Origin of the sequence: Methylobacterium sp. J-077 (assembly GCF_022829365.1) — a bacterium.
Classification (GTDB): Bacteria; Pseudomonadota; Alphaproteobacteria; order Rhizobiales; family Beijerinckiaceae; genus Methylobacterium.
In genome coordinates this window covers 1-23,023 of the sequence record NZ_JAKSYJ010000149.1, presented here as the reverse complement: position 1 = coordinate 23,023, position 23,023 = coordinate 1, and the positions used below count along the sequence as shown (strand labels likewise).

The following is a 23,023-nucleotide window of genomic DNA, read 5'->3' as shown; positions in this document are numbered from 1 at the left end:
CCCCTTTCCGGAGATTCCCATGGCCCTGACGGCATCGCGATACGGCAAGGGCCGGGTGCGGGTGATGCGCCTGACCCGCGACGGCGACCACCACACCCCGCGCGAACTGACGCTCACGGTCCTGATGAAGGGGGGATTCGACGCCGCCTGGGCTGCGGGCGACAACCGGGCCTGCGTGGCCACCGACAGCGTGAAGAACATCGTCAACGTCACCGCAGCGAAGAACCTGTCGCTCGACAAGGAGGCGTTCGCCGAGGCCGTGGCCAAGGTCTTCCTCGACACCTATCCGCAGGTGGAGGAGGTCGCGATCGAGGCCACGGAGACGCGGTGGCTGCGCCAGGAGATCGGTGGCGCCCCGCACGGCCACACCTTCACCCTCGACGGCAACGGCTTCGGCTATGTCGGGCTCGCGGCGAGCCGGGGCGGGTCTGTGCTGCGCTCGGGCCTGCGCGGATTCACCTTCATGAAGACCACGCAATCGGGCTGGGCCGATTTCGTCGACGATGCCTACCGGACGCTGCCCGACACGACCGACCGCATCGCCGCCACCAGCATGGACGCGACCTGGACCTGGGCCCGTGAACCGATCGACTACGCCGCCGCCAACGCCAAGATTCTGTCGCTCCTGATCCAGGTGTTCGGCACCACCTACAGCCACGGCGTCCAGGACAGCATGTACCGGATGGGCGAGGCGGCGCTGGCCGCCGTGCCGGAGATCGACGCGATCGGCTTCGCGATGCCGAACAAGCATTACATACCGATCAATCTGCAGCCGTTCGGCCTGGAGAACCCGGGCAGTGTGTTCCTGCCCACGGACGAGCCGCACGGGCAGATCGAGGCGACGATCCGCCGGACGGGTTGAGGCGCCCAGCCACGCTGGACCGGGCCGAACACCGCGTCGCCCCGCAGAGCGAGGCGGCTTTCGGCGCCCACAGCATCGGCGATTGCTCGGGCCAAGCTGGTATGTGCTAGCGAAAGAACCGTGCCACCAGACCGACCGTGGCAACAAATCCGGTCTCTCCAGACAAGTCATTGCATATAAAGCTTTTTTTTCGATAGCCCGGTCGTCCGCCTGTCTGGCCGACCTCGGGGCCGGCAGCCGCGTCGTGCGCAAGCGCACAAATAGCGGACAGCCGGTGTTGTTTTATTCGGCAGCGCTGCACAGTTTTGACGCCACGGAAGGCGGCCGGGCCCCGTCCGGCACCTTCGCCATCGGATCTCGCGTCATGACCACCCGCATCCTCCTCGGAGCCGTTCTCGGCCTCACGCTGTCCACCGCCGCGTTCGCGCAGAGCTACACCGCCCCCGCCGGGATCCCCGCCACCACCGCGCCGGGCGGCCTGGAAGGGCGCGCGGCCCTACCCAATCTCATGAACGACCGCGGGCGCGCGGTCGGCATCGGTCGGTCCTACGAGACCACGGACGATCTGGTCACCGGTGCCTTGCGCCGCCCGCATCAGACCGACACGGGCGGGGCGCGCTGAGGGCAGCCGCCGACACACGACGCGACGCAGAATCCGGATACCGGGCGATCCCTTCACGGTCGCAGAGCCCGGATTCACGCGAGCGCCGCGTGGGTGGGCCTGACGGCCGCACGCCTCGCGTTGGTCCAGAAACAGGACCACTCAACGCCGCCCGATGCGTTCCCGCCTTGGTCGACGTTCGTTGTTCTCGACCGCCGTTCGACTCTACGGCAGGTCTCCAATGAAGGCTTCCCGGTTGAATCGCCGGCCAGCAACAGCAACGCACGCGTGGCGCGCGATAGCGCACGACCCGACTGATTCTTGTGCGTCCGCGCAGGTCCGTATCGGTCCGTGTAGCAGCAATCGTCGCAGCGAATGCTGAAAATATCGGCTTCACCGTCTGTCTAGCGAAGCTCTAGATTGGCTCGCGTCATCGACCGGATGACGCGAGCAAGCGGATGCCCGTGGCAGATCTTCCCTTCACGCGCAGGCGTCTTCTCGGCACGGGTGCCCTCCTGGGGCTCGGCGTCGCCACGGCGTCCCGCGCACGCGCGGCCGACCCCCTGACCGTCGGCGTCATCTATGTCGGCCCAAAGGACGATTACGGATACAATCAGGCGCATGCCCAGGCCGCGAAGGCGTTGAAGGGCCTGCCCGGCGTCGAGATCACCGAGGAGGAACGCGTCCCCGAGACGAACGCCGTCGAGAAGACCATGGAGAGCATGATCAATCTCGACGGGGCGACGCTGCTGCTCCCGACCTCCTTCGGCTATTACAGCCCCTATCTTCTGGCCGAGGCGAAGAAGAACCCGAAGATCCAGTTTCGCCATTGCGGCGGCCTCTGGACCGACAAGGATCCCAAGAACGCCGGCTCCTACTTCGGCTACATCGCGCAGGGGCAGTACCTGAACGGCGTCGTGGCCGCCCATGCGTCGAAATCGAAGACGATCGGCTTCGTGGCGGCCAAGCCGATCCCGCAGGTGCTCAACAACGTCAACGCCTTCCTGCTCGGCGCCCAGAGCGTCGACCCGGCGATGACCTGCCAGGTGATCTTCACCGGCGAGTGGTCACTCGCGGTCAAGGAGGCGGAGGCGACCAACGCCCTGATCGACGGCGGCGCCGACGTGATCACCTGCCATGTCGACAGCCCGAAGGTGGTGGTCGAGACCGCCGCGCGCCGCGGCGCCTTCGTGTGCGGCTACCACGTCGACCAGTCGCCGCTGGCGCCGCAGAAATACCTAACCGGCGCCGAGTGGAACTGGCTGCCGATCTACAAGGGCTTCATCGAGGCGATGCAGGCCGGCAGGACGCCCGAGAACTTCGTGCGTGGCGGCCTCGCCGACGGCTACGTCAAGATGAGCCCCTACGGGCCCGGCGTCGGCGACGCGGCCCGCAGGAACGCCGACGCGGTCAAGGCCGAGATGCTCAAGGGCGGCTACGCGATCATCAAGGGCCCGCTCAAGGACAATGCCGGCAAGGAGGTCCTGCCGGCGGGCAAGACCTACCCGGAGAAGGCGGCGGAGCTGGAGAGCACGAACTACCTCGTCGCCGGGGTGAAGGGCTCGGTTTGAGGCGTCCTGGCACGGTTTCTGCCGGCCGTTCGGCGCCGACCTATCCGGAGGACCCTGAGACGTGGTCGCGGACACAGCCCCATCGAGCCTGACCGTCGCGCCATCGCGCTCCTCGGCCTCCCTCTGCATCCGCGCGTGGCTGGCGCGCCGTTCGGAGGCGGTGGCGATCCCCGTCGGAGCCGCCGCGCTCGGCTTCCTGCTGTTCGGACTGTTCCTCGCGGCGCTGGGCAAGTCGCCGGTGCAACTCGTCGACATCGTCTGGCGAGGCGGGTTCGGCTCTCCCTTCGCCCTCGGCAACAGCCTGCAGCGGGCGGCGCCCCTGCTGTTCGCCGCGCTCTGCGTCGCCTTGCCCGCCCGGCTCGGCCTCGTGGTGATCGGCGGCGAGGGCGCGATCGTGCTGGGGGGCCTCGCCGCCGCCGCCGCGGCACAGCCGCTGGCCGCACTGCCGGCCCTGCTGGCGGTGCCGCTGATGGCCTGCGCCGCCGCCCTGGTCGGCGCCGTCTGGATCGGCTCGGTCGGCTGGCTCCAGGCCTATCGCGGGGTGAACGCCACGATCTCCAGCCTGCTCCTGTCGTATATCGCGATCGCGCTCGCCAACCACCTGATCGAGGGGCCGCTGCGCGACCCGACCAGCCTCAACAAGCCCTCGACCCTTCCCGTGGGCGATGCGTTCATGCTCGGGCCGATGCCGGTGATCGGCGTGCATTGGGGCCTCGGCTGCGGCGTGATCGCCTGCCTGATCGCCTATGGGCTGATGGACCGCACGACGCTGGGCTTCGCCGCGCGGATCGCGGGCGGCAACGTCCGCGCGGCCCAGATCCAGGGGCTGCCGGTCGGCCGCCTCATCGTCGGCTTCACCGCGCTGGGGGGCGCCTTCGCGGCGCTGGCGGGCTTCTTCGAGGTCGTGGCCGTCCAGGGCACCGCCAACGGCACCCTGGCCGCAGGCTACGGCTACACCGGCATCCTCGTCGCCTTCCTGGCCCGGCAGAACCCGATCGCGATCGTACCGGTGGCCTTCCTGCTCGGTGGCATCGAGGCGTCCTCCGGGCTGATCCAGCGGCGGATGCAGCTGCCCGACGCCACCGTGCTCGTGCTCGAAGGCCTGCTGTTCCTGATCGTGCTGATGAGCGAGACGCTCTACGGCCGGTTCAAGCTGTTCAACCCGCATCTCTGGGCCGAGAAGCGCGCGCCTGCGCCCCCAAGCCCGGTTCTGGCATGAGGATCGCTGAATGAGCGACGGGCTCGGCCTCTGGACGGTGCCGCTGGCGGTGGTCGGCGGCGCGATCCGCGTCTCGACGCCGTTCCTATTCGTGAGCCTCGGCGAGACGATCACCGAGCGCTCGGGCCGGATCAACCTCGGACTGGAGGGGACGCTCGTCTTCGGCGCCATGGCGGCCTATGCCACCGCCGTGATGACGGGCTCGCCCTGGGCCGGCGTCGCGGTGGCCGGGCTCGCGGGCGGCCTGTTCGGCCTGCTGCACGGCTTCGTCTGCAAGTTCCCCCGGGTCAACGACGTCGCGATCGGTATCGCGCTGATGCTGTTCGGGTCGGGGCTCGCCTTCTTCCTCGGCAAGCCATTCATCCAGCCCTCGGCCCCGCCGCTGCCGGCGATCGGTTTCGGTGCGTGGTCGGACCTGCCGCAGGTCCAGGCGGCGCTCCGCGTCAACGTGCTGTTCCTGATCGGCGCCGCGCTGTCCGTCGCCCTGTGGTGGGGCCTGCGCAACACGCGGGCCGGACTGGTCCTGCGCGTCGTCGGCGACAGCGCGGACGCGGCCCGCGCCATGGGCTACGACGTCGACCATGTCCGGCTGCTCGCCACCGGCCTCGGCGGCGTGCTGGCCGGCATCGGGGGTGCCTACCTCTCGCTCTACTATCCGGGCTCCTGGAACGAGGGCGTCTCGTCCGGCCAGGGCCTGATGGCGGTGGCGCTGGTGATCTTCGCCCGCTGGAACCCGCTGGCCTGCTTCGGCGCCGCCCTGCTGTTCGGCGGGGCGGGGGCGCTTGGCCCGGCGCTGCAATCGGTCGGCGTCTCGCAGGGCTACTACCTGTTCTACGCCGCCCCCTACGTGCTCACCCTCGCCCTCCTGGTCGCCACCTCGTCGCCCGACCGGGCCCTGGCCGGCGCCCCGGGCGAATTGTCCCTGTCGAAGTGAGGAGCGTCGCGATGAACGGGCTCGGCGGACTGAACAAGTCTCCCAACGGCGTCGTGATCGGGCTCGTCCAGCTCCAGCTGCCGCGGATCGCCACGAAGGCCGACCTCGCCGCCCAGACCGACCGCATCGTCGCCCTGGTCGCCAAGGCGCGGGCCAACCTCGCGACAATGGACCTCGTCGTTTTCCCCGAATACGCGCTGCACGGCCTGTCGATGGACACCGATCCGGAGATCCTGTGCCGTCTCGACGGTCCCGAGGTCGCGGCCTTCAAGCAGGCCTGCATCGATAGCCGGATCTGGGGTTGCTTCTCCATCATGGAGGCCAACCCGGACGGCAGCCCGTTCAATGCCGGGCTGATCATCGACGATGCCGGGGCGGTGAAGCTCTATTACCGCAAGATGCACCCGTGGGTGCCGGTCGAGCCCTGGGAGCCCGGAGACATCGGCATCCCGGTCATCGAGGGTCCCCGGGGTGCCAGGATCGCGCTGATCATCTGCCACGACGGCATGTTCCCGGAAATGGCGCGCGAATGCGCCTACAAGGGCGCCGAGATCATGATCCGCACGGCCGGCTACACGGCGCCGATCCGGGAATCCTGGCGCTTCACCAACCAGTCGAACGCCTTCTGCAACCTGATGATCACCGCCAGCGTCTGCATGTGCGGCTCGGACGGCGCCTTCGACTCGATGGGCGAGGGCATGATCTGCAACTTCGACGGGTCGGTGATCGCCCACGGCACCACGGGCCGCGTCAACGAGATCATCACGGCGGAGGTGCGGCCCGACCTCGTGCGCGAGGCGCGCATCCACTGGGGCGTCGAGAACAACATCTACCAGCTCGGCCATCGCGGCTACACGGCCGTGAAGGGCGGCGCCCGGGACTGCCCCTACACCTATATGCACGACCTCGCCGCGGGCCGGTACGCGCTGCCGTGGGAGGAAGCGGTGAAGGTCGTCGACGGCACGGGCTGCGGCTTCCCGGCGCCGACCCGCTCCTACGGCGCGGCGCAGACGCCGGCTTCGCGGGAGGCGGCGGAGTGAGCGCGGCCCCACGCCCCGGCGAGGCGTCCGCCGGCACCTACGCGGCGGCCGAGCCCTATCCCTGGCCCTATGACGGCGACCTGCGCCCCGGGAACACGGCGCTGGTCATCATCGACATGCAGACCGATTTCTGCGGGCCGGGGGGCTATGTCGACGCCATGGGCTACGACCTCGCGCTCACCCGCGCTCCGATCGGCCCGATCGCGGACCTGCTCGCCGCGGCGCGGGCCCACGGCTACCACGTGATCCACACGCGCGAGGGCCACCGCCCGGACCTTGCGGACCTGCCCGCCAACAAGCGCTGGCGGTCGCGCCGGATCGGGGCCGGAATCGGTGATCCCGGCCCGTGCGGCCGGGTGCTGGTGCGCGGCGAGCCCGGCTGGGAGATCATCGCCGAGCTGGCGCCGCTGCCCGGCGAGCCGGTCATCGACAAGCCCGGCAAGGGCTCGTTCTGTGCCACCGACCTGGAGCTGATCCTCAACCAGCGCGGCATCCGCAACCTAATCCTGACCGGCATCACCACCGATGTCTGCGTCCACACCACGATGCGCGAGGCCAATGACCGCGGCTTCGAGTGCGTGATCGTCTCCGACGGCACCGCCGCCACCGATCGCGGCAACCACGAGGCGGCGCTGCGGATGGTGACGATGCAGGGCGGCGTCTTCGGAGCGGTCGCCGCCTCCGCGGCGATCCTCCAGGCGATGGGGTGAGGGCGATGGACGCCACCACGCCCGGCGCCATCGGCGTCGAGACGATCGGCATGACGAAGCGCTTCGGCGCCTTCGCGGCCCTCGACGACGTGTCGATGAAGATCGAGGCCGGCGGCTTCCACGCCCTGCTCGGCGAGAACGGCGCCGGCAAGTCGACGCTGGTCAAGTGCGTGATGGGCTTCTACGCGCCGACCGCCGGCAGCGTCCTGGTCGACGGGCGCGAGGCCGAGATCACCAACCCCAAGGGCGCGCAGGCGAACGGCCTCGGCATGGTCTACCAGCACTTCACGCTGGTGCCCTCCCTGACGGGGGCCGAGAACCTCGTGATCAGCCGCGCCGACGCCCCGGCGATCCTCGACTGGAAGGCCGAGCGCGCGGCGCTCTCGGCCTTCATGGCCGGGATGCCGTTCCGGCTGAACCTCGACCGGCCGGTGGCGGAACTCGCCGCGGGCGAGAAGCAGAAGCTGGAGATCGTCAAGCAGCTCTATCTCAAGGCTCGCTTCCTGATCCTCGACGAGCCGACCTCGGTGCTCACGCCCGACGAGGCGGAGGAGGTGCTGGGGCTCCTGCGCGCCATGACCGACCGCGGCGCCCTCACCGTGCTGATGATCAGCCACAAGTTCCGCGAGGTCGAGACCTTCGCCCGCTCGCTGAGCGTCCTGCGCCGCGGCAGGCTGGTGGGCGGCGGCGCGGTCGGCGACCTCTCGCGCGACGACATGGCCGCGATGATGATCGGGGAGCGGGTCGTGCGCCCGGTCGCGGCCCGGATCGGCGCGCCGGACGCGGGCCGCGAGATCCTGCGCATCGAGGACCTCGACGCCTCCGACGCCTCGGGCCTGCGCCGCATCGCGATCGCGGACCTGCGCGTCCGGGCGCGGGAGATCGTCGGCATCGCGGGCGTCTCCGGCAACGGCCAGAAGGAGCTCGCCGACGTGCTCGGCGGCCAGATCCGCGCAGCCGGCGGGCGCGTCGCGGTGGCCGGCGAGCCCTATACCGGCCGGCGCGCGCAGAGCCGGGCGCGGCGCGTGCGCTTCATCCCGGAGGAGCCTCTGCGCAACGCCTGCGCCCCGCGGATGTCGGTGGCGGAGAATCTCGCCTTCCGCGCCTTCGACCGGCGTGGCGAGGACCCGTCCGGACCGCCGACCCTGTGGCTCGACAGGGGGGCGATGACCCGTCGCGCCAAGGATCTGATCGCGCGCTTCAAGGTGAAGACCGCCTCCTCCGAGGCGCCGATCGCGACCCTGTCGGGGGGCAACGTGCAGCGCGCGGTGCTCGCGCGCGAGTTGACCGACCCGGTCGATCTCCTGATCGTGGTCAACCCCTGCTTCGGCCTCGACTTCGCGGCGGTGTCGGAGATCCGCACCCGGATCGTGGCCGCCCGCAACGCCGGTGCGGCGGTGCTCCTGATCAGCGAAGACCTCGACGAGATCCTGGAACTGTCGGACCGGATCGTCGTGATGTCGGACGGGCGCTTGGTCTACGAGACGGCAGCCGCGACGGCCGAGATCGGAACGATCGGCCGGCACATGGCCGGTCACCATTGAGGCGCGGGGGGCGCCGCCCGATCTTTCGATTTTCTCGAACGTGTCGATCGATGCTTTTCGGGTTTTCGTGGGGTTGGGACGGACCATCTTGACGGCATCAATGGCAACTGTTGAGGCCCCATTTCTATCGTTTCGATGCGGGCGGGGCTCTCCAGATGTTTGACTGAGCAAGCTTCATCGTTCCGCGGATGGGCTGCAGCCGAAATGCGACCGGTAGCTGCGCGAGAAATGGGCCGCGCTCGAGAAGCCGCAGGCCGTCGCAATCTCCCCGATCCTGAGCGGGCTCTGACGCAGCAGGCGCCGGCCATGGGCGAGGCGGATGGCTCGGTATTGGGCCGAGAAGCTCAGGCCTCGCTTGTCGAGGAAGAGGCGGTCGAGGTGACGCGCGCTGACCGCAGCGAGGCGAGCCATGGCTTGGCGACCGAGCGGCGCCTCGACGGTCTTCTCCATCGTTTCGATGACGGTGAGCAAGGCCGGATGATGGACGCCGTAGCGCTCAGCCGTCGAGGCGCGCTGCGGGTCATCCGCGGCACTGACCGCCGTGTGGAGGAACCAGTCCGAGACTCGGCGCGCGAATGCTGCCCCCATGCGCTCGGCCATTAACGTGTAGGCCATGTCGAGGGGGGCGACGCCGCCGCCGCAGGTCAGGCGATCGGCATCGGCGACGTAGCGCGCGCTCGTGAGGCGTGCATCCGGGAACGCCTCGACCGTGGCACCCGCGTACTCCCAATGGACCGTGAAGGCGCGATCCGCCAGCAACCCCGCCGCGGCCATCAGGTAGGGGCCGCCCGAGATGCCGCCGATCCGAACGCCGAACCGGGCCAAGCGCCGCAAAGCGGCGTGGATCGCGGGCTTGTCCCACCCGGTCGGCTCGCCGCCTGCGCAGACGAAGACGATGTGTAGGCGCCCGCGCTCGCGCGGCAGGCCCTCGGTGGGGATTTCCGCCCCGGACGAGGACACGACCCGGCCTTCGGTCTCGCCGAAGTAGCGCAGCCGGTAGAGGGCGCGGCCGGCCAGGTGATTGGCGGCCCGGAATGGCTCGGAGGCCGACGCGAACGACATCAGCGCGAAGCCCGGCACCAGGATGAAGCCGATCTCCTGCAGCCGGTCCCCCGGTGGGGAAGATGCCTCGTTCGATGTCGGCGCGTCCTGTTGGCTCATCCGTGAAAGAAACCGTCTGTGACGGTCAAGCGCAACAACCAGGGCGCGTCATTCTCATGGCACGCTACCTTTTGGCCCGAGATCGCACAGGATGCCCGGATCCACCATCCCACCCTCGTCTCAGGATAAGGCCGAATCGCATCGCTGCGTCGGCCTGCGGGAGCATAAGCAATGACAGGGCGGGTCGACGTTGCGGTCCTGGGCCTCGGGGCCATGGGCAGTGCCGTCCTGTACCAGCTGGCCAAGCGCGGGGCCGCGGTGATCGGGCTCGACCGCTTCGCGCCGCCGCACGCGCTCGGGTCGAGCCACGGCGAGACGCGGATCACGCGCCAGGCCGTCGGCGAGGGGAGCGACTACGTCCCCTTCGTCACCGCCGCGCATCGGATCTGGCGGGAATTGGAAGCGGAAACGGGCGAGACCCTGCTGAACGCCTGCGGCGCCCTGGTCATGGCCCCCGGTCACGGTGTCTCGTCCCACCACGGCAAGCCGGACTTCGTCGGCCGCTCGATCAGCGCGGCGCAGGGTGCCGGGATCGCGCACGAGGTGCTCGACGGGGCGGAGGTCACCCGCCGCTTCCCGCAATTCCTGAACCTCGCCGGCGACGAGAACGCCTATTACGAGCCGGGCGGCGGTTACGTGTTCCCGGAGCGCTGCATCGCGGCGCAGCTCACCCGTGCAGCCGCGCTGGGAGCCGAGATCCGGACCGGCTGCGAGGTTCTGGCGCTATGGCAGGACGAGTCCGGCGTCCACATCGAGACCGCCGACGGCGTGATCCTGGCCGATCGCGCCGTGGTCGCCGCCGGCGCCTGGACCGCGCCCCTGCTCGGCCGGCCGTTCGACCGGCTGCTGACGGTCCGGCGCCAGCTCCTGCACTGGTACGCCCTGGCGGACGAAGCCGCGTATGGGCCGCGCTCGCCCGTCTTCATCTGGATGTACGGGACGGACGACACGGACTACCTCTACGGCTTCCCGCCCATGGCGGGACAGCGCTCTATCAAGGTCGCGACCGAGCAGTACGGCACCGCCACCACCGCCGACGCGGTCGAGCGCCGGGTCGATCCGTCGGAATCCGACGCGATGTACCGGTTGCGGGTCGAGAACCGGCTGGCCGGCGCCATCCCGGAGGTCGTGCGGGCCGCGGCCTGCGTCTACACGGTGACCCCCGATCGCGGCTTCATCATCGACCGGCATCCCGCGATGGATCGGATGCTCGTGGTCTCCGCCTGCTCAGGGCACGGCTTCAAGCATTCGGCGGGCATTGGCGAGGCCGTCGCCGCGGACCTCTCCGGGGGCGCCGGGCGACCCGATCTCACGCCGTTCGCGCTCGCACGCTTCGGTTGATCCGCGGGCCTATGGCTCGTGGATTGCTACAAACCATGCCAAGATCAGAATACCCGCGCAGGACCGAGCCGATGCGACAGACGATCCGCACTTTCCTGACTGCCGGTGCCCTGGCCGCGATCTCGGCCCTCACAGTGCCCGGTCCGGCCGCAGCCGCGGACGGCGTCGAGGCGATCAAGCAGCGCGGGACGCTGATCGTCGGCGTGAAAGCGGACTACAAGCCCTTCGGGTTCCGCGATCCGAGCGGCACGATCATCGGGCTCGAGCCCGATCTCGCTGCCGACTTGGCCAAGCGCCTCGGCGTGAAGCTCGAACTGGTGCCGGTGGTCTCCGCCAACCGGATCGAGTTCCTGCAGCAGGGCAAGGTCGATCTGCTGATCGCGACGCTCTCGGACAAGCCGGAGCGCCGCCGGGTCGTGCAGGCCATCGACCCGCAATACTATTCCGACTTCGTCAACGTGCTGCTGCCCAAGACCTCCGGCATCACCGACTGGGCCCAGTTGAAGGGCAAGCCGCTCTGCGCGACCTCGGGGGCTTGGTACAACAAGGATGTCGCCCGCACCTACGGGGCGGAGATCGTCGCCTTCGACGGCTCCGAGAAGCCGCTCTTCGCGCTCAAGCAGGGCAACTGCCTCGGCTACGTCTACGACCAGAGCATGCTCCAGGGTAAGCTGCTCGACGACGACTGGAAGTCCGGCTACGCCCTGCCCCTCAAGGGGATCCTCGACGCGCCGTGGATGATGGCGGTCGCGCAGGGCAACACCACGCTGCAGACGATGGTCGAGGACGCGACCAAGGACTGGATGAAGACCGGCTTCATCGTCGCCGGTGAGAGGAAGTGGGGCATCGAGCCCACCGCCTACTCGAAGGCGATGCACGAGAAGTACAAGAACGCGACCAACTGATGCGCGTCCGTTCGACGAGCCGGGACGTCCGTCCGCGATGATCGAGGCGGTCCAGGCCTGGTTCCAGCGTCTCTATGAGACGACCGGCTTCAACTTCACGGTCTTCTACGACCCGTATGACTGGGAACGCTACGTCGCCGGCCTGCGGATGACGCTGCTGCTCGGGATCAGCACGATCCTGATCAGCCTCGTGATCGGCGCGGTCGGGGCGCTGCTGCAGCGCGGGCCGTCGCGCCTTCTGCGGGGGATAGTCAACGGCTTCGTCGTGGTGTTCCGCAACACGCCGCCGCTCGTGCAGATCTTCTTCTTCTACTTCGGCCTCGGCACGCTCCTGCCGGACGTGCGCTCGGCCGACGGGTTGCGGGCCCCGATCCTCGACAACGTGCAATGGGCGATCGTCTCGCTCGCGCTGTTTGCGGGCGCGTTCAACGTCGAGATCTTCCGCTCCGGCATCGAGGCCGTGCCCAAGACGACCGTCGAGGCCGCCGAGGCGCTGGGCTACACCCGGTTCAAGGCCTACCGCCACGTCGTGCTGCCGCTTGCGCTCCGCGTCTGCCTGCCGGCGCTGAACAACAACCTGATCAATCTCTTGAAGACCACGACGCTCGCCTACGCGATCGCGGTTCCCGAAACGCTCTACGCGGTCAAGCAGATCTGGTCGGAATCGCAGAACGTCCTCGAGATGATGCTGGTGTTGCTGGCGACCTACGCGGTGCTCGTCGGGGTGCTCGTGTGGATCATGCACCGCTGGGAGCGCGCCCTGCGCATCCCCGGATACGGCCGATGAGCGCTTCGGATCGAACCGGCCTGCGTGCCGACGTGCGTCCGGAAAGTTGCCCGACTGATCTGCCGGTCCTCTTGCCGTTCGCGCTTGCCGAGGGCCACCCGCCGGCACGCCTGCGCCCCGTCCATGGCTGGCTGCTATGTGGCGTTGCCGTCGTCACCTTCCCGGCCTGGGCGCAGGGCGCGGCCGTGGCGCCGTCTCCGCTGGATGTGGTCATCAAGTGGGCGCCGCTCCTGCTCACGGGCTTCGCCTTCAACGTCGCGATCTCGCTGATGGCGATGGCGATCGGCACGTTCGCCGGCATCGGGCTCGGGCTGGCCATGCTCGCTGAAGGAGTGGTGCTGCGCCGCATCGCATGGTCGATCACGCAGGTCTTCCGCAACGTGCCCTGGCTGGTGCTGTTGTTCTTCGTGATGTTCTTGGTGCCGTTCCAGGTCACGGTGTTCGGACTCCGCGTGCCGCTGCCCGACTGGGTGAAGGCGACGTTCGGCTTCAGCCTGCCGGTCATGGCCAACGTCGCCGAGATCGTGCGCGGCGCCGTGCGCTCGGTGCCGAACACGCAATGGGAGGCGGCCGAATCCCTGGCCTTCACCCGGCGGCAGACGCTGTGGCGCATCATCCTGCCGCAGTGCGCGAAGCGAATGCTGCCGCCCTGGATGAACGTCTATGCGCTCATCGCGATGGCCACCGTGCAGGCCTCGATTGTCGGAGTCACCGAGATGCTGACACTGACCGCGCAGGTGCACGCGGCCGAAGGCGGGCGCCCGGAACTGTTCGCGCCGCTCTACGGCTTCGCTATGCTCTGCTTCTTTCTCTACTGCTACCCGATCGATCGCCTGACCGCCGTCCTGGAACGCCGCTTCGAGACCCGTTGAGCATGATGCCCGCGCCCCCGGACAGCGACCCATCCGCGGGCTGGACGCCCAATCAGCCGATCGTCCGCCTCGTCGACGTGCACAAGTCCTTCGGGACGTTCGAGGTGCTGAAGGGCGTCAGCTTCGACGTGCGCCAGGGCGAGGTGATCTGCATCATCGGACCCTCCGGCTCCGGCAAGTCGACGCTAATCCGCTGCGTCAACGCGCTGGTGCCGGTCACCGCGGGCTCGATCCTGGTCGAGGGCATAGAGGTCACCGATCCGCGCCTCGACAAGCTGGCGCTGCGCCGCAAGGTCGGGATGGTGTTCCAGCAGTACAATCTGTTCCCGCACAAGACCGCGCTGCAGAACGTGATGATGGCCCCGATCCACGTCCTCGGCCAGGACCGCCGCGAGGTCGAGGCCCGCGCCCGCGCCCTGCTCGCCAAGGTCCGGCTGGCCGGCAAGGAGGATGCGTATCCTGGCGAACTGTCCGGCGGCCAGCAGCAGCGTGTGGCCATCGCGCGCTCGCTGGCGATGCGGCCCGACGTGATGCTGTTCGACGAGGTCACCGCCGCCCTCGATCCGGAGACGGTCAAGGAGGTGCTGGTCACGATCCGCGAACTGGCCGAGGAGGGCATGACCTGCATGCTCGTCACGCACGAGATGAACTTCGCGCGCGACGTGGCCGACCACATCTACTTCACCGATCGCGGCGTGATCGTCGAGCACGGGCCGCCGGCGACGTTCTTCGCCTCCGCGCAGGACGAGCGCACCCGCCGCTTCCTCTCGCAGGTTCTCTGACGGCCCTCTAGGAAAGCGATCCGGCTTTAGCCGCGCCCGCCGCGTCAGATATCGAGCGTGGTCTCGCGCTCCCAGGCGGTGAAATGGGCGCAGTAGCTGTCCCACTCGCCCCGTTTCAGCTTGAGGTAGGCGGAGGAGAAGGCACTCCCCATGTTCGACTTCAGGGCCTCGTCGGCCTCGAAGGCGCGCAGGGCGTCCAGAAGGTTGAGTGGCAGGCGCGGGGCGCCAGTGACCGTGTGACCTTCCCGGTACATGTCGACATCGCTATGCGGCCCGGGATCGGTCGCATTCGCCAGCCCGTCGAGGCCCGCGGCGAGGATAGCCGCCTGGAGCAGGTAGGGATTGGCCGCGCCGTCGGGGAGCCGTAGCTCGAACCGGCCCGGCCCGGGCACCCGCACCATGTGGGTGCGGTTGTTGCCGGTCCAGGTCACGGCGTTGGGCGCCCAGGTCGCCCCCGAGATCGTGCGCGGCGCGTTGATGCGCTTGTACGAATTGACCGTTGGGTTGGTGATCGCGGCGAGCGCCGGGGCGTGCCGCATGATCCCGCCGAGGAAATGCCGCCCCCGGGCCGACAGGCCGAAGGGCATGTCCGGATCCGCAAAGGCGTTCTCCGTCCCCGCCAAGTTCCACACCGAGACGTGGCAGTGGCAGCCGTTGCCGGTCAGCCCCGGGAACGGCTTCGGCATGAAGGTCGCCCGCAGGCCGTGCCGCTCGGCCACCGACCGGACCATGAACTTGAAGAAGGCGTGCTTGTCGGCGGTGGCGAGGGCGTCGTCGTACTCCCAGTTCATCTCGAACTGGCCGTTCGCGTCCTCGTGGTCGTTCTGGTAGGGCTTCCAGCCGAGCGCCAGCATGTGGTCGCAGATCTCGGCGATCACGTCGTAGCGGCGCATCAGCGCCTGCTGGTCGTAGCAGGATTTTTCCGCGCGGTCGTTGTGATCTGAGATCGCCGCCCCATCCGGCGCCAGCAGGAAGAACTCCGCCTCGACGCCGGTTTTGACCCGCAGACCCTCGGCAGCGGCCCGGGCCACGAGCCGCTTCAGCACCACCCGGGGTGCCTGGCCGACGGGGGCATCCTCCATGGTGCAATCAGCCGCGACCCAGGCCACGTCCGGCTTCCAGGGCAGGTGGATCACCGAGGCGGCATCCGGCATCGCGAACAGGTCGGGATGGGCCGGGGTCAGATCGAGCCACGTGGCGAAGCCCGCGAAGCCGGCTCCGTCCCGCTGCATGTCCCCGATCGCCTGCGCCGGCACCAGCTTGGCGCGCTGGCAGCCAAACAGGTCCGTGTAGGAGATCATGAAGTACTTCACGCCGTGCTCGGCGGCGTAGGCGGAAAGGTCGGTCGTCACGGCAGCCCCCTGAGCGCGGATCGGTGGGAGCCGGCCGCGCCCCACCCGGCGCGGCCGGCAGGGTCGAAGGGCCTAGAAGCCGGCTTTGCCCGGGTACCAATCGGTGCCGGCGAGCGGCACGCGGGCCATGGCAGCGGCCTCAAGGGTCAGCGCCACGAGGTCCTCCGGCTCCAGATTGTGCAGGTGGTTGTGGCCGCAGGCGCGGGCGATCGTCTGCGCCTCCAGGGTCATCACCTTCAGATAGTTGGCCAGACGCCTGCCGGCGCGCACCGGGTCGAGGCGGGCCATCAACTCGGGATCCTGCGTGGTGATGCCCGCGGGGTCGCGGCCTTCGTGCCAGTCGTCGTAGGCGCCCGCGGTCGAACCGAGCTTGCGGTATTCCTCCTCGTAGGCCGGATCGTTGTCGCCGATGGCGACCAGGGCGGCGGTACCGATCGAGACCGCGTCCGCCCCGAGCGCGATGGCCTTGGCGACGTCCGCGCCGGAGCGGATGCCCCCGGAGATCACGAGCTGCACCGTGCGGTGCAGGCCGAGATCCTGCAGCGCCTGCACGGCGGGCCGGATGCAGGCCAGCGTCGGTTGGCCGACATGCTCGATGAACACGTCCTGGGTCGCCGCCGTACCGCCCTGCATACCGTCGAGCACGACCACGTCGGCGCCGGCTTTCGCGGCGAGGGCAGTGTCGTAATAGGGCCGCACCCCGCCGACCTTCACGTAGATCGGCTTCTCCCAGTCGCTGATCTCGCGCAATTCTCCGAGCTTGATCTCTAGGTCGTCGGGGCCGGTCCAGTCCGGGTGGCGGCAGGCGGAGCGCTGGTCGATCCCCTTGGGCAGGTCGCGCATGGCGGCGACCCGGTCGGAGATCTTCTGGCCGAGCAGCATGCCGCCGCCACCGGGCTTCGCGCCCTGGCCGACCACCACCTCAATGGCGTCGGCGCGCCGGAGGTCCCGGGGGTTCATGCCGTACCGGGAGGGCAGGTACTGGTAGACGAGGATCTCGGAATGGCCGCGCTCCTCGTCGGTCATGCCGCCGTCGCCCGTGGTGGTGGAGGTGCCGGCCAGGCTCGCGCCGCGGCCGAGCGCCTCCTTGGCGTTGGCCGACAGGGATCCGAAGCTCATGCCGGCGATGGTGATCGGGATCTTCAGCGCAATCGGCTTCTTCGCAAAGCGCGTGCCGAGGGTGACCCCAGTTCCGCAGGTCTCCCGGTAGCCCTCCAGGGGATAGCGCGACATCGAGGCGCCGAGGAACAGCAGGTCATCGAGATGCGGCAGCTTGCGCTTCGTGCCGCCGCCGCGGATGTCGTAGATGCCCGTGGCCGCCGCCCGGCGGATCTCTGCGAGGGTGTGGTCGTCGAAGGTCGCCGACTTGCGCGGCGGCATCGGCGGGTTCTGGTAGGTCATGCCCGGGCTCCCGCTCAGTAGGCGTCGGCGTTGTCGATGTTGAAGCTGTAGAGCCGGCGTGCCGAGCCGTAGCGGCGGAACTCCTCCGGCCGGGCGTCCGTGACTCCGGCCCGGTCCAACAGGACCGCGAGGTGCTCCAGATGCTCGGGGCGCATCGCCTTCTCGACGCAGTCGGCCCCGAGGCTCTTCACGGTGCCGCGCACGAACAGCTTCGCCTCGTAGAGCGAATCGCCCAGCGCCTCGCCGGCATCGCCGAGGACCACGAGGGAGCCGGACTGCCCCATGAAGGCCGACATGTGCCCGATCGAGCCGTGCACGACGATGTCGATCCCCTTCATCGAGATGCCGCAGCGCGAGGCCGCGTTGCCCTTGATGACGAGCAGGCCGCCGCGGCCCGTGGCGCCGGCATATTGCGAGGCGTCGCCCTCAATCACCACGGTGCCGGACATCATGTTCTCGGCCACGCCCGGGCCGGCCGAACCTTGCACCGTCACGGTGCCGCCGTCGTTCATGCCGGCGCAGTAATAGCCCACGGCCCCCCGCACCGTGACGGTGACGGGACCGTCGATGCCGACCGCCACCGCGTGCTGGCCCCGGGGGTTCAGCACCTCGAAGGCGGTGTCGTTGGCGCCGGTGGCGACGCCGTGGAGGGCCTGGTTCAGATCGCGCAGCGGCATGGCCGCCAAGTCGAAGACGGGCATCGGGAGGATCCGTGACGAGAGGTCGGCGGGGGCTGCTCAGGCGGCCTGCCGCTGGTCCCAGAAATAGACGGTCGCGGGCTCGGGCTCCCAGACGCGGGCGGCCTCGATCCCCGGCAGGCCGACGAGGGCCCGGTACTCCGAGCCGAAGGCGACGTAGCGGTCGGTCTCGGCCATGATCGCGGGCTTGCAGGCGATCGGGTCGCGCAGCACGCCGAAGCCGGATTTCGTTCCGACCACGAAGGTGAAGAAGCCGTCGAGATCCTGCAGCGCCCCGGCGAGCGCCGCGCCAAGGTTTTTGCCCCGGGCCATCGCGGTGGTGAGGTAGGCGGCCGCGACCTCCGAATCGTTCTGGGTCTCGAACGCCATGCCGTTGCGCACCAGGGCTCGGCGCAGGTTGTTGTGGTTCGATAGCGAGCCGTTATGGACGAGGCATTGGTCGGCGCCCGTCGAGAACGGGTGGGCGCCCATCGTGGTCACCGCCGATTCCGTCGCCATCCGGGTGTGGCCGATGCCGTGGGTGCCGGACATTGTGGCGACGCCGAAGCGCTCCACCACGTCCTTCGGCAGGCCGACCTCCTTGTAGATCTCGACGCTCTCGCCCGCGCCCATCACGCGTAGGCTCGGTGAGAGGCCCTTCAACGCGGCTCGCGTCGCGTCGAGCCGGTCGATCGCGACGGTGATCACCGCATGCGTGCTCTTCACCGCCACGCGCGCGGTGCCGCCGGAGACCCCCGCGAGGCGCCGCTCCAGCCCAGCGAAATCCGCCTCGGGCCGGTCCGACTGGGTTGTGATCTTTGAGAGGCCTGGGACCGGCGCGCCGTAGATCGCGAGGCCCGCCGAATCTGGCCCCCGATCCGTCATGGTGACGAGCATGGTCGCGAGGAGAGCCCCGAGCTGCGGCTCCAGGGCGGGGTCCTTCAGGAACAATCCGACGATGCCGCACATGGCATCACCTCCGTAGCGGGTTCGCCCGGAGCATAGGCGGCTCTCGTTCCAGAAATCAACCTTCAAGAAATAAAATTTCTTCTCGAGAATAGATGGTCGGAGGTCAGCCCGCGCCGCCGGAATTCGGATAGGCGATCACCGAGAGGTAGCGGGCCGGCAGCACGCGCAGCTCCGCCGGCCCATGGGGCGCGTCGGCGTCGAAAAACAGGCTGTCGCCCGGCTGCATATGGAAATGCCGGTCCCCGTGCCGGTACAGGACCTCGCCCTCCAGCATGTAGAGGAGCTCCATCCCGGCGTGCTGGAAGGTGGGGAACACATCGGAATCAGTCGTCAGCGTGATCAGGTACGGCTCGACTGTGACCCCGCTGGTGTTCTCGTGAATGTGGCCGAGCAGGTTGTACTGGTGCCCGGCCCGCGTACCGCGCCGTTCCAGCTCGATCCCCTCTCCGGCCTTCACGAAGACCGCATTGCGGACCTCCTCGTAACCGCGGAAGAAGCCGGTGATCGGCATCCCGAGGGACCGCGCGAGCAGCTGCAGCGTCGTCAGCGACGGCGAGATGTTGCCGTTCTCGATCTTGGACAGCATGCCGGGCGACAGGCCCGTGGTCGCGGCGAGGTCGGCGGAGGTGATGCCCAGGCGCTTCCGGCGCTCGCGCACCGCGTGGCCGATCGCCCGTTCGAGGTTGTTCTCGCGCGGCTCGCGGACGGCGTGCGGATCCTGAGACAGGACCGTTTCACCTGCTCGTCCAGGGGCCTCCCCCGCTCGGTTCGAAGAGCCTGAAGGCATGGCTGATCCTCCCCTCGGTGATCGCTGGCTCCAGCCACGCGGCCCCGGGGCGCCGTGCCGTGGCATCAGACGCCTGTCAACGGGACGAACTTCGACCCGTCCAGGAACCGCGAGAACTGGAAAGCCATCGGATCGACCATCGGGCGGCCACTGGTCGCGGGGTCGGCAGCCAATCGCCCGGCCCCGAGCCCCGGGCCGAAGCAGCGCCCGGAAACGCCGGTCGCGACGATGAGACCGGGGCGCTTCTCCACCGGCGAGATCACCGGGACGGCATCCGGCGCCGCCGTCGCTCGCGATGATCCCGGCCGCAGCCCCGGAGCATAAGGCGTTGACGCGGTGCGCGAATTCCGAGGTGAGACCTGGACGCTCAGTGGATTCCGCGCGTCGTGGCGGCCGATCCGGTTGCGGCTGGAAGAGGCCGGGAAGGTCGAGCCCGGGCTCACCTTGTACGGGCTCCGGCACAGGCTGGCGGTGGTGCTGCGCAAGATCGGGCACGACGAATGAGCCATCGCGAACGCGCGGGGTCGGGCAACGATCGAGATAGCGCTGCACTGCGAAGGGGGCAGATCGGGCGCCGAAAACGCGGACGCTGGTAGTGATGCTTGACGCTGAGTTTGCCCGCAGGAGCGCGAGCAAGCGTCTAACCGAGGCCGGAAAAATGTCGAACCGGGAAGCGGAGCAACCGGCCGATATAAATGAAATCAAAGGGTTGAATGGTAGCGAGGGAGGGATTTGAACCCCCGACACAAGGATTATGATTTCTATTGTTCCACCCACGCAGCTCGAGTTTGAGCCCGGAATGATCCCGGGTGGGATCACGAAAATGCCAGCAAAACCAGGCAATTGCGTTAACGGAGGGGCAACTCGCTCTGTCGTAGAGAGGCATGGAGATCTCGGGCTCCGCAGCCCGAGAGAAGCCCGAGTTACTCCCATGTCCGTACGTCTGTCCAAGAGCCACGTCGACAAGGCCCTCCGCGATGTCGCTGACGGCGGCCGGACATACGACATCATCGATTCCCAGCAACCCGGCCTCCTGCTCCGCGTCGGGCCGCGGGGCGCGAGGTGGGCGTTCAAGATCATCCGGAAGCGGACGACGTTCAGGATGACGCTCGGGTCGCCGCCAGGCCTGACGCTCGACGAGGCCCGGTCCATCGTCGCGGAGGCGCAGCGCCACATCGCCAACCGCACCGACGAGCCGGGCGACCGGTTCCTTGAGGATCAGCTCATCCGCCTTGGGAAGCTTCCGCCCAGACCTGCGGCCCAACCGCGAGACCCGGCCATGGTCGCTGGGATGATGGAAGTCGTCGGAGACACCCCCTTCTGGAAGTGGGAGGCGGCGCGCGAGGCATATCTCGCCGAGGTGAAGAGGACGCTGCGCGAGGCGACGTGGAAGGACTACGGCGCGAAGCTCCACCTCGCCGAGCTCGATGTCCTCGCCGGGCGCAAGGTGCGCCGCATCACGCTGGAGGACCTCGCCGAGATCGTGGCCGCCGTCCATTCAAGCGGGCGTGAGACGCACGCCGTGAATCTCGCGAGCGCGCTCCGTCCCCTATGGCGATGGCTCTGGAAGCCGCACGTGCGGAAGTCCAGCGGCCTCGGCGTCGAGGGAATCGGCGCGGACATGTCGAAGCTCTGTGCCCCGCCCCGCACCCCGGGCGTGAAGGTCCGGGCGAACGGCAAGGTGGCGGGCCGCTACGTCGGGGCGCCGGGCGAGATCGGGACGGTCATCGCGGTGGCGCGCTCGGGCGTGCTCGACCCCACGGTGTCGCTGAGCCTCGAACTGCTCACCCTGACGGCGCAGCGCCGGCGCCCGATCGCTGACGCGCGGGTCGAGGATTTCGTCCCGTGGATCGAGACGCCCGGCTGGGGCTGCTGGTCGATGGCTCCGGCTCACCGCAAGACGGCCGACAAGCGATCAGACCAGAGCCGGCACGCGATCCCGCTGCCGCCGGCCCTTTGGAGCCGCGTCCAGGCACAGCTGCTCCGGAGCGCCGCGGCCGGGACGCCTTACCTGTTCCCGCAAATCCGGGCCTGGAAGCTCGGGGATGCCGTCGACGGCCACATGAGCGACAGCGCGCTCAATCATCGCCTTCTCGATATCGGTGTCCGTGCGAGCCCCCACGACCTGCGGCGCGGGTTCTCCACGCACGGGCAAAAGCAGCTCCGCATCCCGCGCGCCGACGTGAAGCTCGTGATGGATCACGCCGAGGGCATCGCCAGCACCGACACGCTGGAAGGGCACTACACCGACGACGACCGCCTCGATCTGAAGGGTCCCGTCATGGAGAAGTGGGTCGCGTGGTGCGAGGCGCAGGCCGCGATCGCTGCGGCTGCCCTTCCCCCGCTCAACCAGCTGGCGGCCGAAATCGCCGCCCGGCGCCGGGCGCGCGAGAAGGACGGCAAGGCCAAGACCGCCGCGAGGAAGGCGGCGGAGGCCAAGGTTGAGGAGAGCGAGAAACCCTTCGACCTCGCCGCGTAGCCCAGGCGTTTTGAAACCACGATCCCGGGATTCTATTGTCCCGGGATCCGCCCTCTGGCACGGTCGCCATGAGCAGGAGAGCCACCCCGTGAAAGCATTGAGCGCCCCGAACCCGACGACGTGATCCCGGAGCGCTAACGGCCCTGCCTCGCCTCCAAGTATTCGGAGGCTATCGATGAAGACCTATCTCACATCGGACACGCATTTCGGTCATGCTGGCATGATGTCGGCGCGCATGACACGACCACGTTCGTTCACGTCCGTAGAGGCGATGAACGAAACCATGATCCAGAACTGGAACAATAGGGTCCGTAAGGACGACGAGGTCTACCATCTCGGGGACTTCGCCTATGGGGCATCGGCGCAGATGTGCCGAAAGGTATTCGCTCGACTGAATGGCCGGAAGCATCTCATCCTCGGCAACCACGACGCCGGCAGGACGACGAGTCTTCCCTGGTACTCCCAGCAGCAGATGGCGGAGCCCGTGATCGAGGGCGTGCGCATCGTCCTCTGTCACTACGGTCTCCGGACGTGGAACGGCATGCACAAGGGCGCGATCCACGCCTACGGGCACTCCCACGGGAGCCTGCCCGGGACGGCTCGGTCCTGCGACGTCGGCGTCGATGATTGGGCCTACCTGCCCGTCACGGTCTCCGAGATCCTGGAACACCTCGCGGAGAATGCCGCCCTGGAGCACGGGCCGGCCGCGACCGCCGCGCTGGCCGAGGCCGCGTAGACGGGCTGGTAAGGGGCGGCCTGCTACGCGAGGGGATGCCCTGGCGTATGCGCACCATCAAACCTCTAAGCCACCGCTTCCACGTCCACTCCGAGAGGACGAGGCCGAACCTCAAGGTCGAGGCATGCCGAATCCCGGCGTGGACGGAATACTTGTCAAAAGGCGTTGGAATGGGGTTCATCCGCACTTTCGGTGCTGGCGAGCCTTCGTACGGCCAAGCTCTACGGGTCGACCTCAGGCGGCATGGAGGACACGCTGGCGCAGAAGATCGAACTTCGCGCGGCCGTACATGC

At 68.7% G+C, this 23,023-nt stretch carries 23 protein-coding genes; 16 read left to right on the top strand and 7 right to left on the bottom strand.

Translation table 11 applies throughout. The annotated features are described in order from the left end of the window. Positions 1 to 19: 19 nt before the first annotated feature. From pucL to MKL11_RS17810, 8 genes are all read left to right on the top strand, one after another. On the top strand, positions 20 to 862 hold the full coding sequence (gene pucL / locus MKL11_RS17845; RefSeq protein ID WP_243945722.1) for a factor-independent urate hydroxylase: 843 nt from the start codon (positions 20 to 22) through the stop codon (positions 860 to 862). A 364-nt stretch (positions 863 to 1,226) separates the two neighbouring features. After that, positions 1,227 to 1,484, top strand: coding sequence for a hypothetical protein (locus MKL11_RS17840; RefSeq protein ID WP_409565877.1), 258 nt, complete (start codon positions 1,227 to 1,229; stop codon positions 1,482 to 1,484). 437 nt (positions 1,485 to 1,921) lie between these two features. Then, positions 1,922 to 3,034: a BMP family ABC transporter substrate-binding protein gene (locus tag MKL11_RS17835; protein ID WP_243945720.1), complete on the top strand. Its 1,113-nt coding sequence runs from the start codon at positions 1,922 to 1,924 to the stop codon at positions 3,032 to 3,034. 61 nt (positions 3,035 to 3,095) lie between these two features. Further along, positions 3,096 to 4,253 carry an ABC transporter permease gene (locus tag MKL11_RS17830; protein WP_409565875.1) on the top strand — a complete coding sequence of 386 codons (1,158 nt, stop codon included), beginning with the start codon at positions 3,096 to 3,098 and terminating at the stop codon, positions 4,251 to 4,253. 10 nt (positions 4,254 to 4,263) lie between these two features. Further along, entirely contained in the window at positions 4,264 to 5,187 is a 924-nt protein-coding gene (locus tag MKL11_RS17825; RefSeq protein WP_243945718.1) for an ABC transporter permease, read from the top strand. 11 nt (positions 5,188 to 5,198) lie between these two features. Next, positions 5,199 to 6,227, top strand: coding sequence for a formamidase (locus tag MKL11_RS17820; RefSeq protein ID WP_243945716.1), 1,029 nt, complete (start codon positions 5,199 to 5,201; stop codon positions 6,225 to 6,227). Then, positions 6,224 to 6,937 (top strand): cysteine hydrolase family protein, encoded by a 714-nt coding sequence (locus MKL11_RS17815; RefSeq protein WP_243945714.1) that lies wholly within the window; start codon positions 6,224 to 6,226, stop codon positions 6,935 to 6,937. The genes MKL11_RS17820 and MKL11_RS17815 overlap by 4 nt, the downstream gene beginning before the upstream one ends. A gap of 5 nt (positions 6,938 to 6,942) precedes the next feature. Further along, positions 6,943 to 8,481, top strand: coding sequence for an ABC transporter ATP-binding protein (locus MKL11_RS17810; protein ID WP_243945712.1), 1,539 nt, complete (start codon positions 6,943 to 6,945; stop codon positions 8,479 to 8,481). Between the two features lie 174 nt (positions 8,482 to 8,655). Here MKL11_RS17810 and MKL11_RS17805 read toward each other — a convergent pair whose 3' ends face one another. After that, a complete protein-coding gene (locus MKL11_RS17805) occupies positions 8,656 to 9,642 on the bottom strand; it encodes a GlxA family transcriptional regulator (RefSeq protein ID WP_243945704.1) in 987 nt (328 codons plus the stop codon). Positions 9,643 to 9,813: 171 nt separating this feature from the next. On the opposite strand from MKL11_RS17805, the gene solA reads away from it, so the two are divergent. The 5 genes from solA to MKL11_RS17780 all read left to right on the top strand — a co-directional run bounded on the left by solA (position 9,814) and on the right by MKL11_RS17780 (position 14,329). Beyond that, the gene (solA, locus tag MKL11_RS17800) at positions 9,814 to 10,983 is read left to right on the top strand and encodes an N-methyl-L-tryptophan oxidase (RefSeq protein WP_243945702.1); all 1,170 of its coding nucleotides are present in this window, start codon (positions 9,814 to 9,816) and stop codon (positions 10,981 to 10,983) included. Between the two features lie 71 nt (positions 10,984 to 11,054). Next, positions 11,055 to 11,888, top strand: coding sequence for a transporter substrate-binding domain-containing protein (locus MKL11_RS17795; protein WP_243945701.1), 834 nt, complete (start codon positions 11,055 to 11,057; stop codon positions 11,886 to 11,888). Positions 11,889 to 11,925: 37 nt separating this feature from the next. Beyond that, complete coding sequence (locus MKL11_RS17790; protein ID WP_243945699.1) at positions 11,926 to 12,675, top strand: amino acid ABC transporter permease; 750 nt, start codon at positions 11,926 to 11,928, stop codon at positions 12,673 to 12,675. After that, positions 12,672 to 13,547: an amino acid ABC transporter permease gene (locus MKL11_RS17785; protein WP_243945697.1), complete on the top strand. Its 876-nt coding sequence runs from the start codon at positions 12,672 to 12,674 to the stop codon at positions 13,545 to 13,547. Before MKL11_RS17790 ends, MKL11_RS17785 begins: the two co-directional genes overlap by 4 nt. A 5-nt stretch (positions 13,548 to 13,552) precedes the next feature. Beyond that, complete coding sequence (locus MKL11_RS17780; protein WP_279600568.1) at positions 13,553 to 14,329, top strand: amino acid ABC transporter ATP-binding protein; 777 nt, start codon at positions 13,553 to 13,555, stop codon at positions 14,327 to 14,329. 44 nt (positions 14,330 to 14,373) lie between these two features. Here the strand turns inward: MKL11_RS17780 and glnT are convergent, their stop codons facing one another. From glnT to MKL11_RS17750, 6 genes are all read right to left on the bottom strand, one after another. Then, entirely contained in the window at positions 14,374 to 15,681 is a 1,308-nt protein-coding gene (gene glnT, locus MKL11_RS17775; protein WP_243945695.1) for a type III glutamate--ammonia ligase, read from the bottom strand. Between the two features lie 72 nt (positions 15,682 to 15,753). After that, positions 15,754 to 17,082, bottom strand: a complete 1,329-nt coding sequence (locus tag MKL11_RS17770) for an FMN-binding glutamate synthase family protein (RefSeq protein ID WP_243945692.1) — start codon at positions 17,080 to 17,082, stop codon at positions 15,754 to 15,756. 14 nt (positions 17,083 to 17,096) lie between these two features. Continuing rightward, on the bottom strand, positions 17,097 to 17,783 hold the full coding sequence (locus MKL11_RS17765) for a GXGXG domain-containing protein (RefSeq protein ID WP_243945690.1): 687 nt from the start codon (positions 17,781 to 17,783) through the stop codon (positions 17,097 to 17,099). Positions 17,784 to 17,819: 36 nt separating this feature from the next. Further along, positions 17,820 to 18,728 (bottom strand): class II glutamine amidotransferase, encoded by a 909-nt coding sequence (locus MKL11_RS17760; RefSeq protein ID WP_243945688.1) that lies wholly within the window; start codon positions 18,726 to 18,728, stop codon positions 17,820 to 17,822. A gap of 103 nt (positions 18,729 to 18,831) precedes the next feature. Next, entirely contained in the window at positions 18,832 to 19,515 is a 684-nt protein-coding gene (locus MKL11_RS17755; RefSeq protein ID WP_243945686.1) for a helix-turn-helix domain-containing protein, read from the bottom strand. 65 nt (positions 19,516 to 19,580) lie between these two features. Next, a complete protein-coding gene (locus tag MKL11_RS17750) occupies positions 19,581 to 19,778 on the bottom strand; it encodes a hypothetical protein (RefSeq protein ID WP_243945684.1) in 198 nt (65 codons plus the stop codon). A 73-nt stretch (positions 19,779 to 19,851) separates the two neighbouring features. Here MKL11_RS17750 and MKL11_RS17745 point away from each other — a divergent pair, with 73 nt between their 5' ends. The 3 genes from MKL11_RS17745 (at position 19,852) to MKL11_RS17735 (ending at position 22,730) form a co-directional block, all read left to right on the top strand. Next, a complete protein-coding gene (locus MKL11_RS17745) occupies positions 19,852 to 20,019 on the top strand; it encodes a hypothetical protein (RefSeq protein WP_243945682.1) in 168 nt (55 codons plus the stop codon). A 427-nt stretch (positions 20,020 to 20,446) separates the two neighbouring features. Further along, complete coding sequence (locus MKL11_RS17740; RefSeq protein ID WP_243945680.1) at positions 20,447 to 21,994, top strand: integrase family protein; 1,548 nt, start codon at positions 20,447 to 20,449, stop codon at positions 21,992 to 21,994. Between the two features lie 175 nt (positions 21,995 to 22,169). After that, the gene (locus MKL11_RS17735) at positions 22,170 to 22,730 is read left to right on the top strand and encodes a metallophosphoesterase (RefSeq protein ID WP_243945678.1); all 561 of its coding nucleotides are present in this window, start codon (positions 22,170 to 22,172) and stop codon (positions 22,728 to 22,730) included. Positions 22,731 to 23,023: the final 293 nt, after the last annotated feature.

Excerpts from the sequence above, each read along its gene's own strand:
- pucL (WP_243945722.1), top strand. The coding sequence starts at position 20 with ATGGCCCTGACGGCATCGCGATACGGCAAGGGCCGGGTGCGGGTGATG.
- MKL11_RS17840 (WP_409565877.1), top strand. The coding sequence starts at position 1,227 with ATGACCACCCGCATCCTCCTCGGAGCCGTTCTCGGCCTCACGCTGTCC.
- MKL11_RS17835 (WP_243945720.1), top strand. The coding sequence starts at position 1,922 with ATGCCCGTGGCAGATCTTCCCTTCACGCGCAGGCGTCTTCTCGGCACG.
- MKL11_RS17825 (WP_243945718.1), top strand. The coding sequence starts at position 4,264 with ATGAGCGACGGGCTCGGCCTCTGGACGGTGCCGCTGGCGGTGGTCGGC.
- MKL11_RS17820 (WP_243945716.1), top strand. The coding sequence starts at position 5,199 with ATGAACGGGCTCGGCGGACTGAACAAGTCTCCCAACGGCGTCGTGATC.
- MKL11_RS17810 (WP_243945712.1), top strand. The coding sequence starts at position 6,943 with ATGGACGCCACCACGCCCGGCGCCATCGGCGTCGAGACGATCGGCATG.
- MKL11_RS17805 (WP_243945704.1), bottom strand. The coding sequence starts at position 9,642 with ATGAGCCAACAGGACGCGCCGACATCGAACGAGGCATCTTCCCCACCG.
- solA (WP_243945702.1), top strand. The coding sequence starts at position 9,814 with ATGACAGGGCGGGTCGACGTTGCGGTCCTGGGCCTCGGGGCCATGGGC.
- MKL11_RS17795 (WP_243945701.1), top strand. The coding sequence starts at position 11,055 with ATGCGACAGACGATCCGCACTTTCCTGACTGCCGGTGCCCTGGCCGCG.
- MKL11_RS17790 (WP_243945699.1), top strand. The coding sequence starts at position 11,926 with ATGATCGAGGCGGTCCAGGCCTGGTTCCAGCGTCTCTATGAGACGACC.
- MKL11_RS17785 (WP_243945697.1), top strand. The coding sequence starts at position 12,672 with ATGAGCGCTTCGGATCGAACCGGCCTGCGTGCCGACGTGCGTCCGGAA.
- MKL11_RS17780 (WP_279600568.1), top strand. The coding sequence starts at position 13,553 with ATGCCCGCGCCCCCGGACAGCGACCCATCCGCGGGCTGGACGCCCAAT.
- MKL11_RS17770 (WP_243945692.1), bottom strand. The coding sequence starts at position 17,082 with ATGACCTACCAGAACCCGCCGATGCCGCCGCGCAAGTCGGCGACCTTC.
- MKL11_RS17765 (WP_243945690.1), bottom strand. The coding sequence starts at position 17,783 with ATGCCCGTCTTCGACTTGGCGGCCATGCCGCTGCGCGATCTGAACCAG.
- MKL11_RS17760 (WP_243945688.1), bottom strand. The coding sequence starts at position 18,728 with ATGTGCGGCATCGTCGGATTGTTCCTGAAGGACCCCGCCCTGGAGCCG.
- MKL11_RS17755 (WP_243945686.1), bottom strand. The coding sequence starts at position 19,515 with ATGCCTTCAGGCTCTTCGAACCGAGCGGGGGAGGCCCCTGGACGAGCA.
- MKL11_RS17740 (WP_243945680.1), top strand. The coding sequence starts at position 20,447 with ATGTCCGTACGTCTGTCCAAGAGCCACGTCGACAAGGCCCTCCGCGAT.
- MKL11_RS17735 (WP_243945678.1), top strand. The coding sequence starts at position 22,170 with ATGAAGACCTATCTCACATCGGACACGCATTTCGGTCATGCTGGCATG.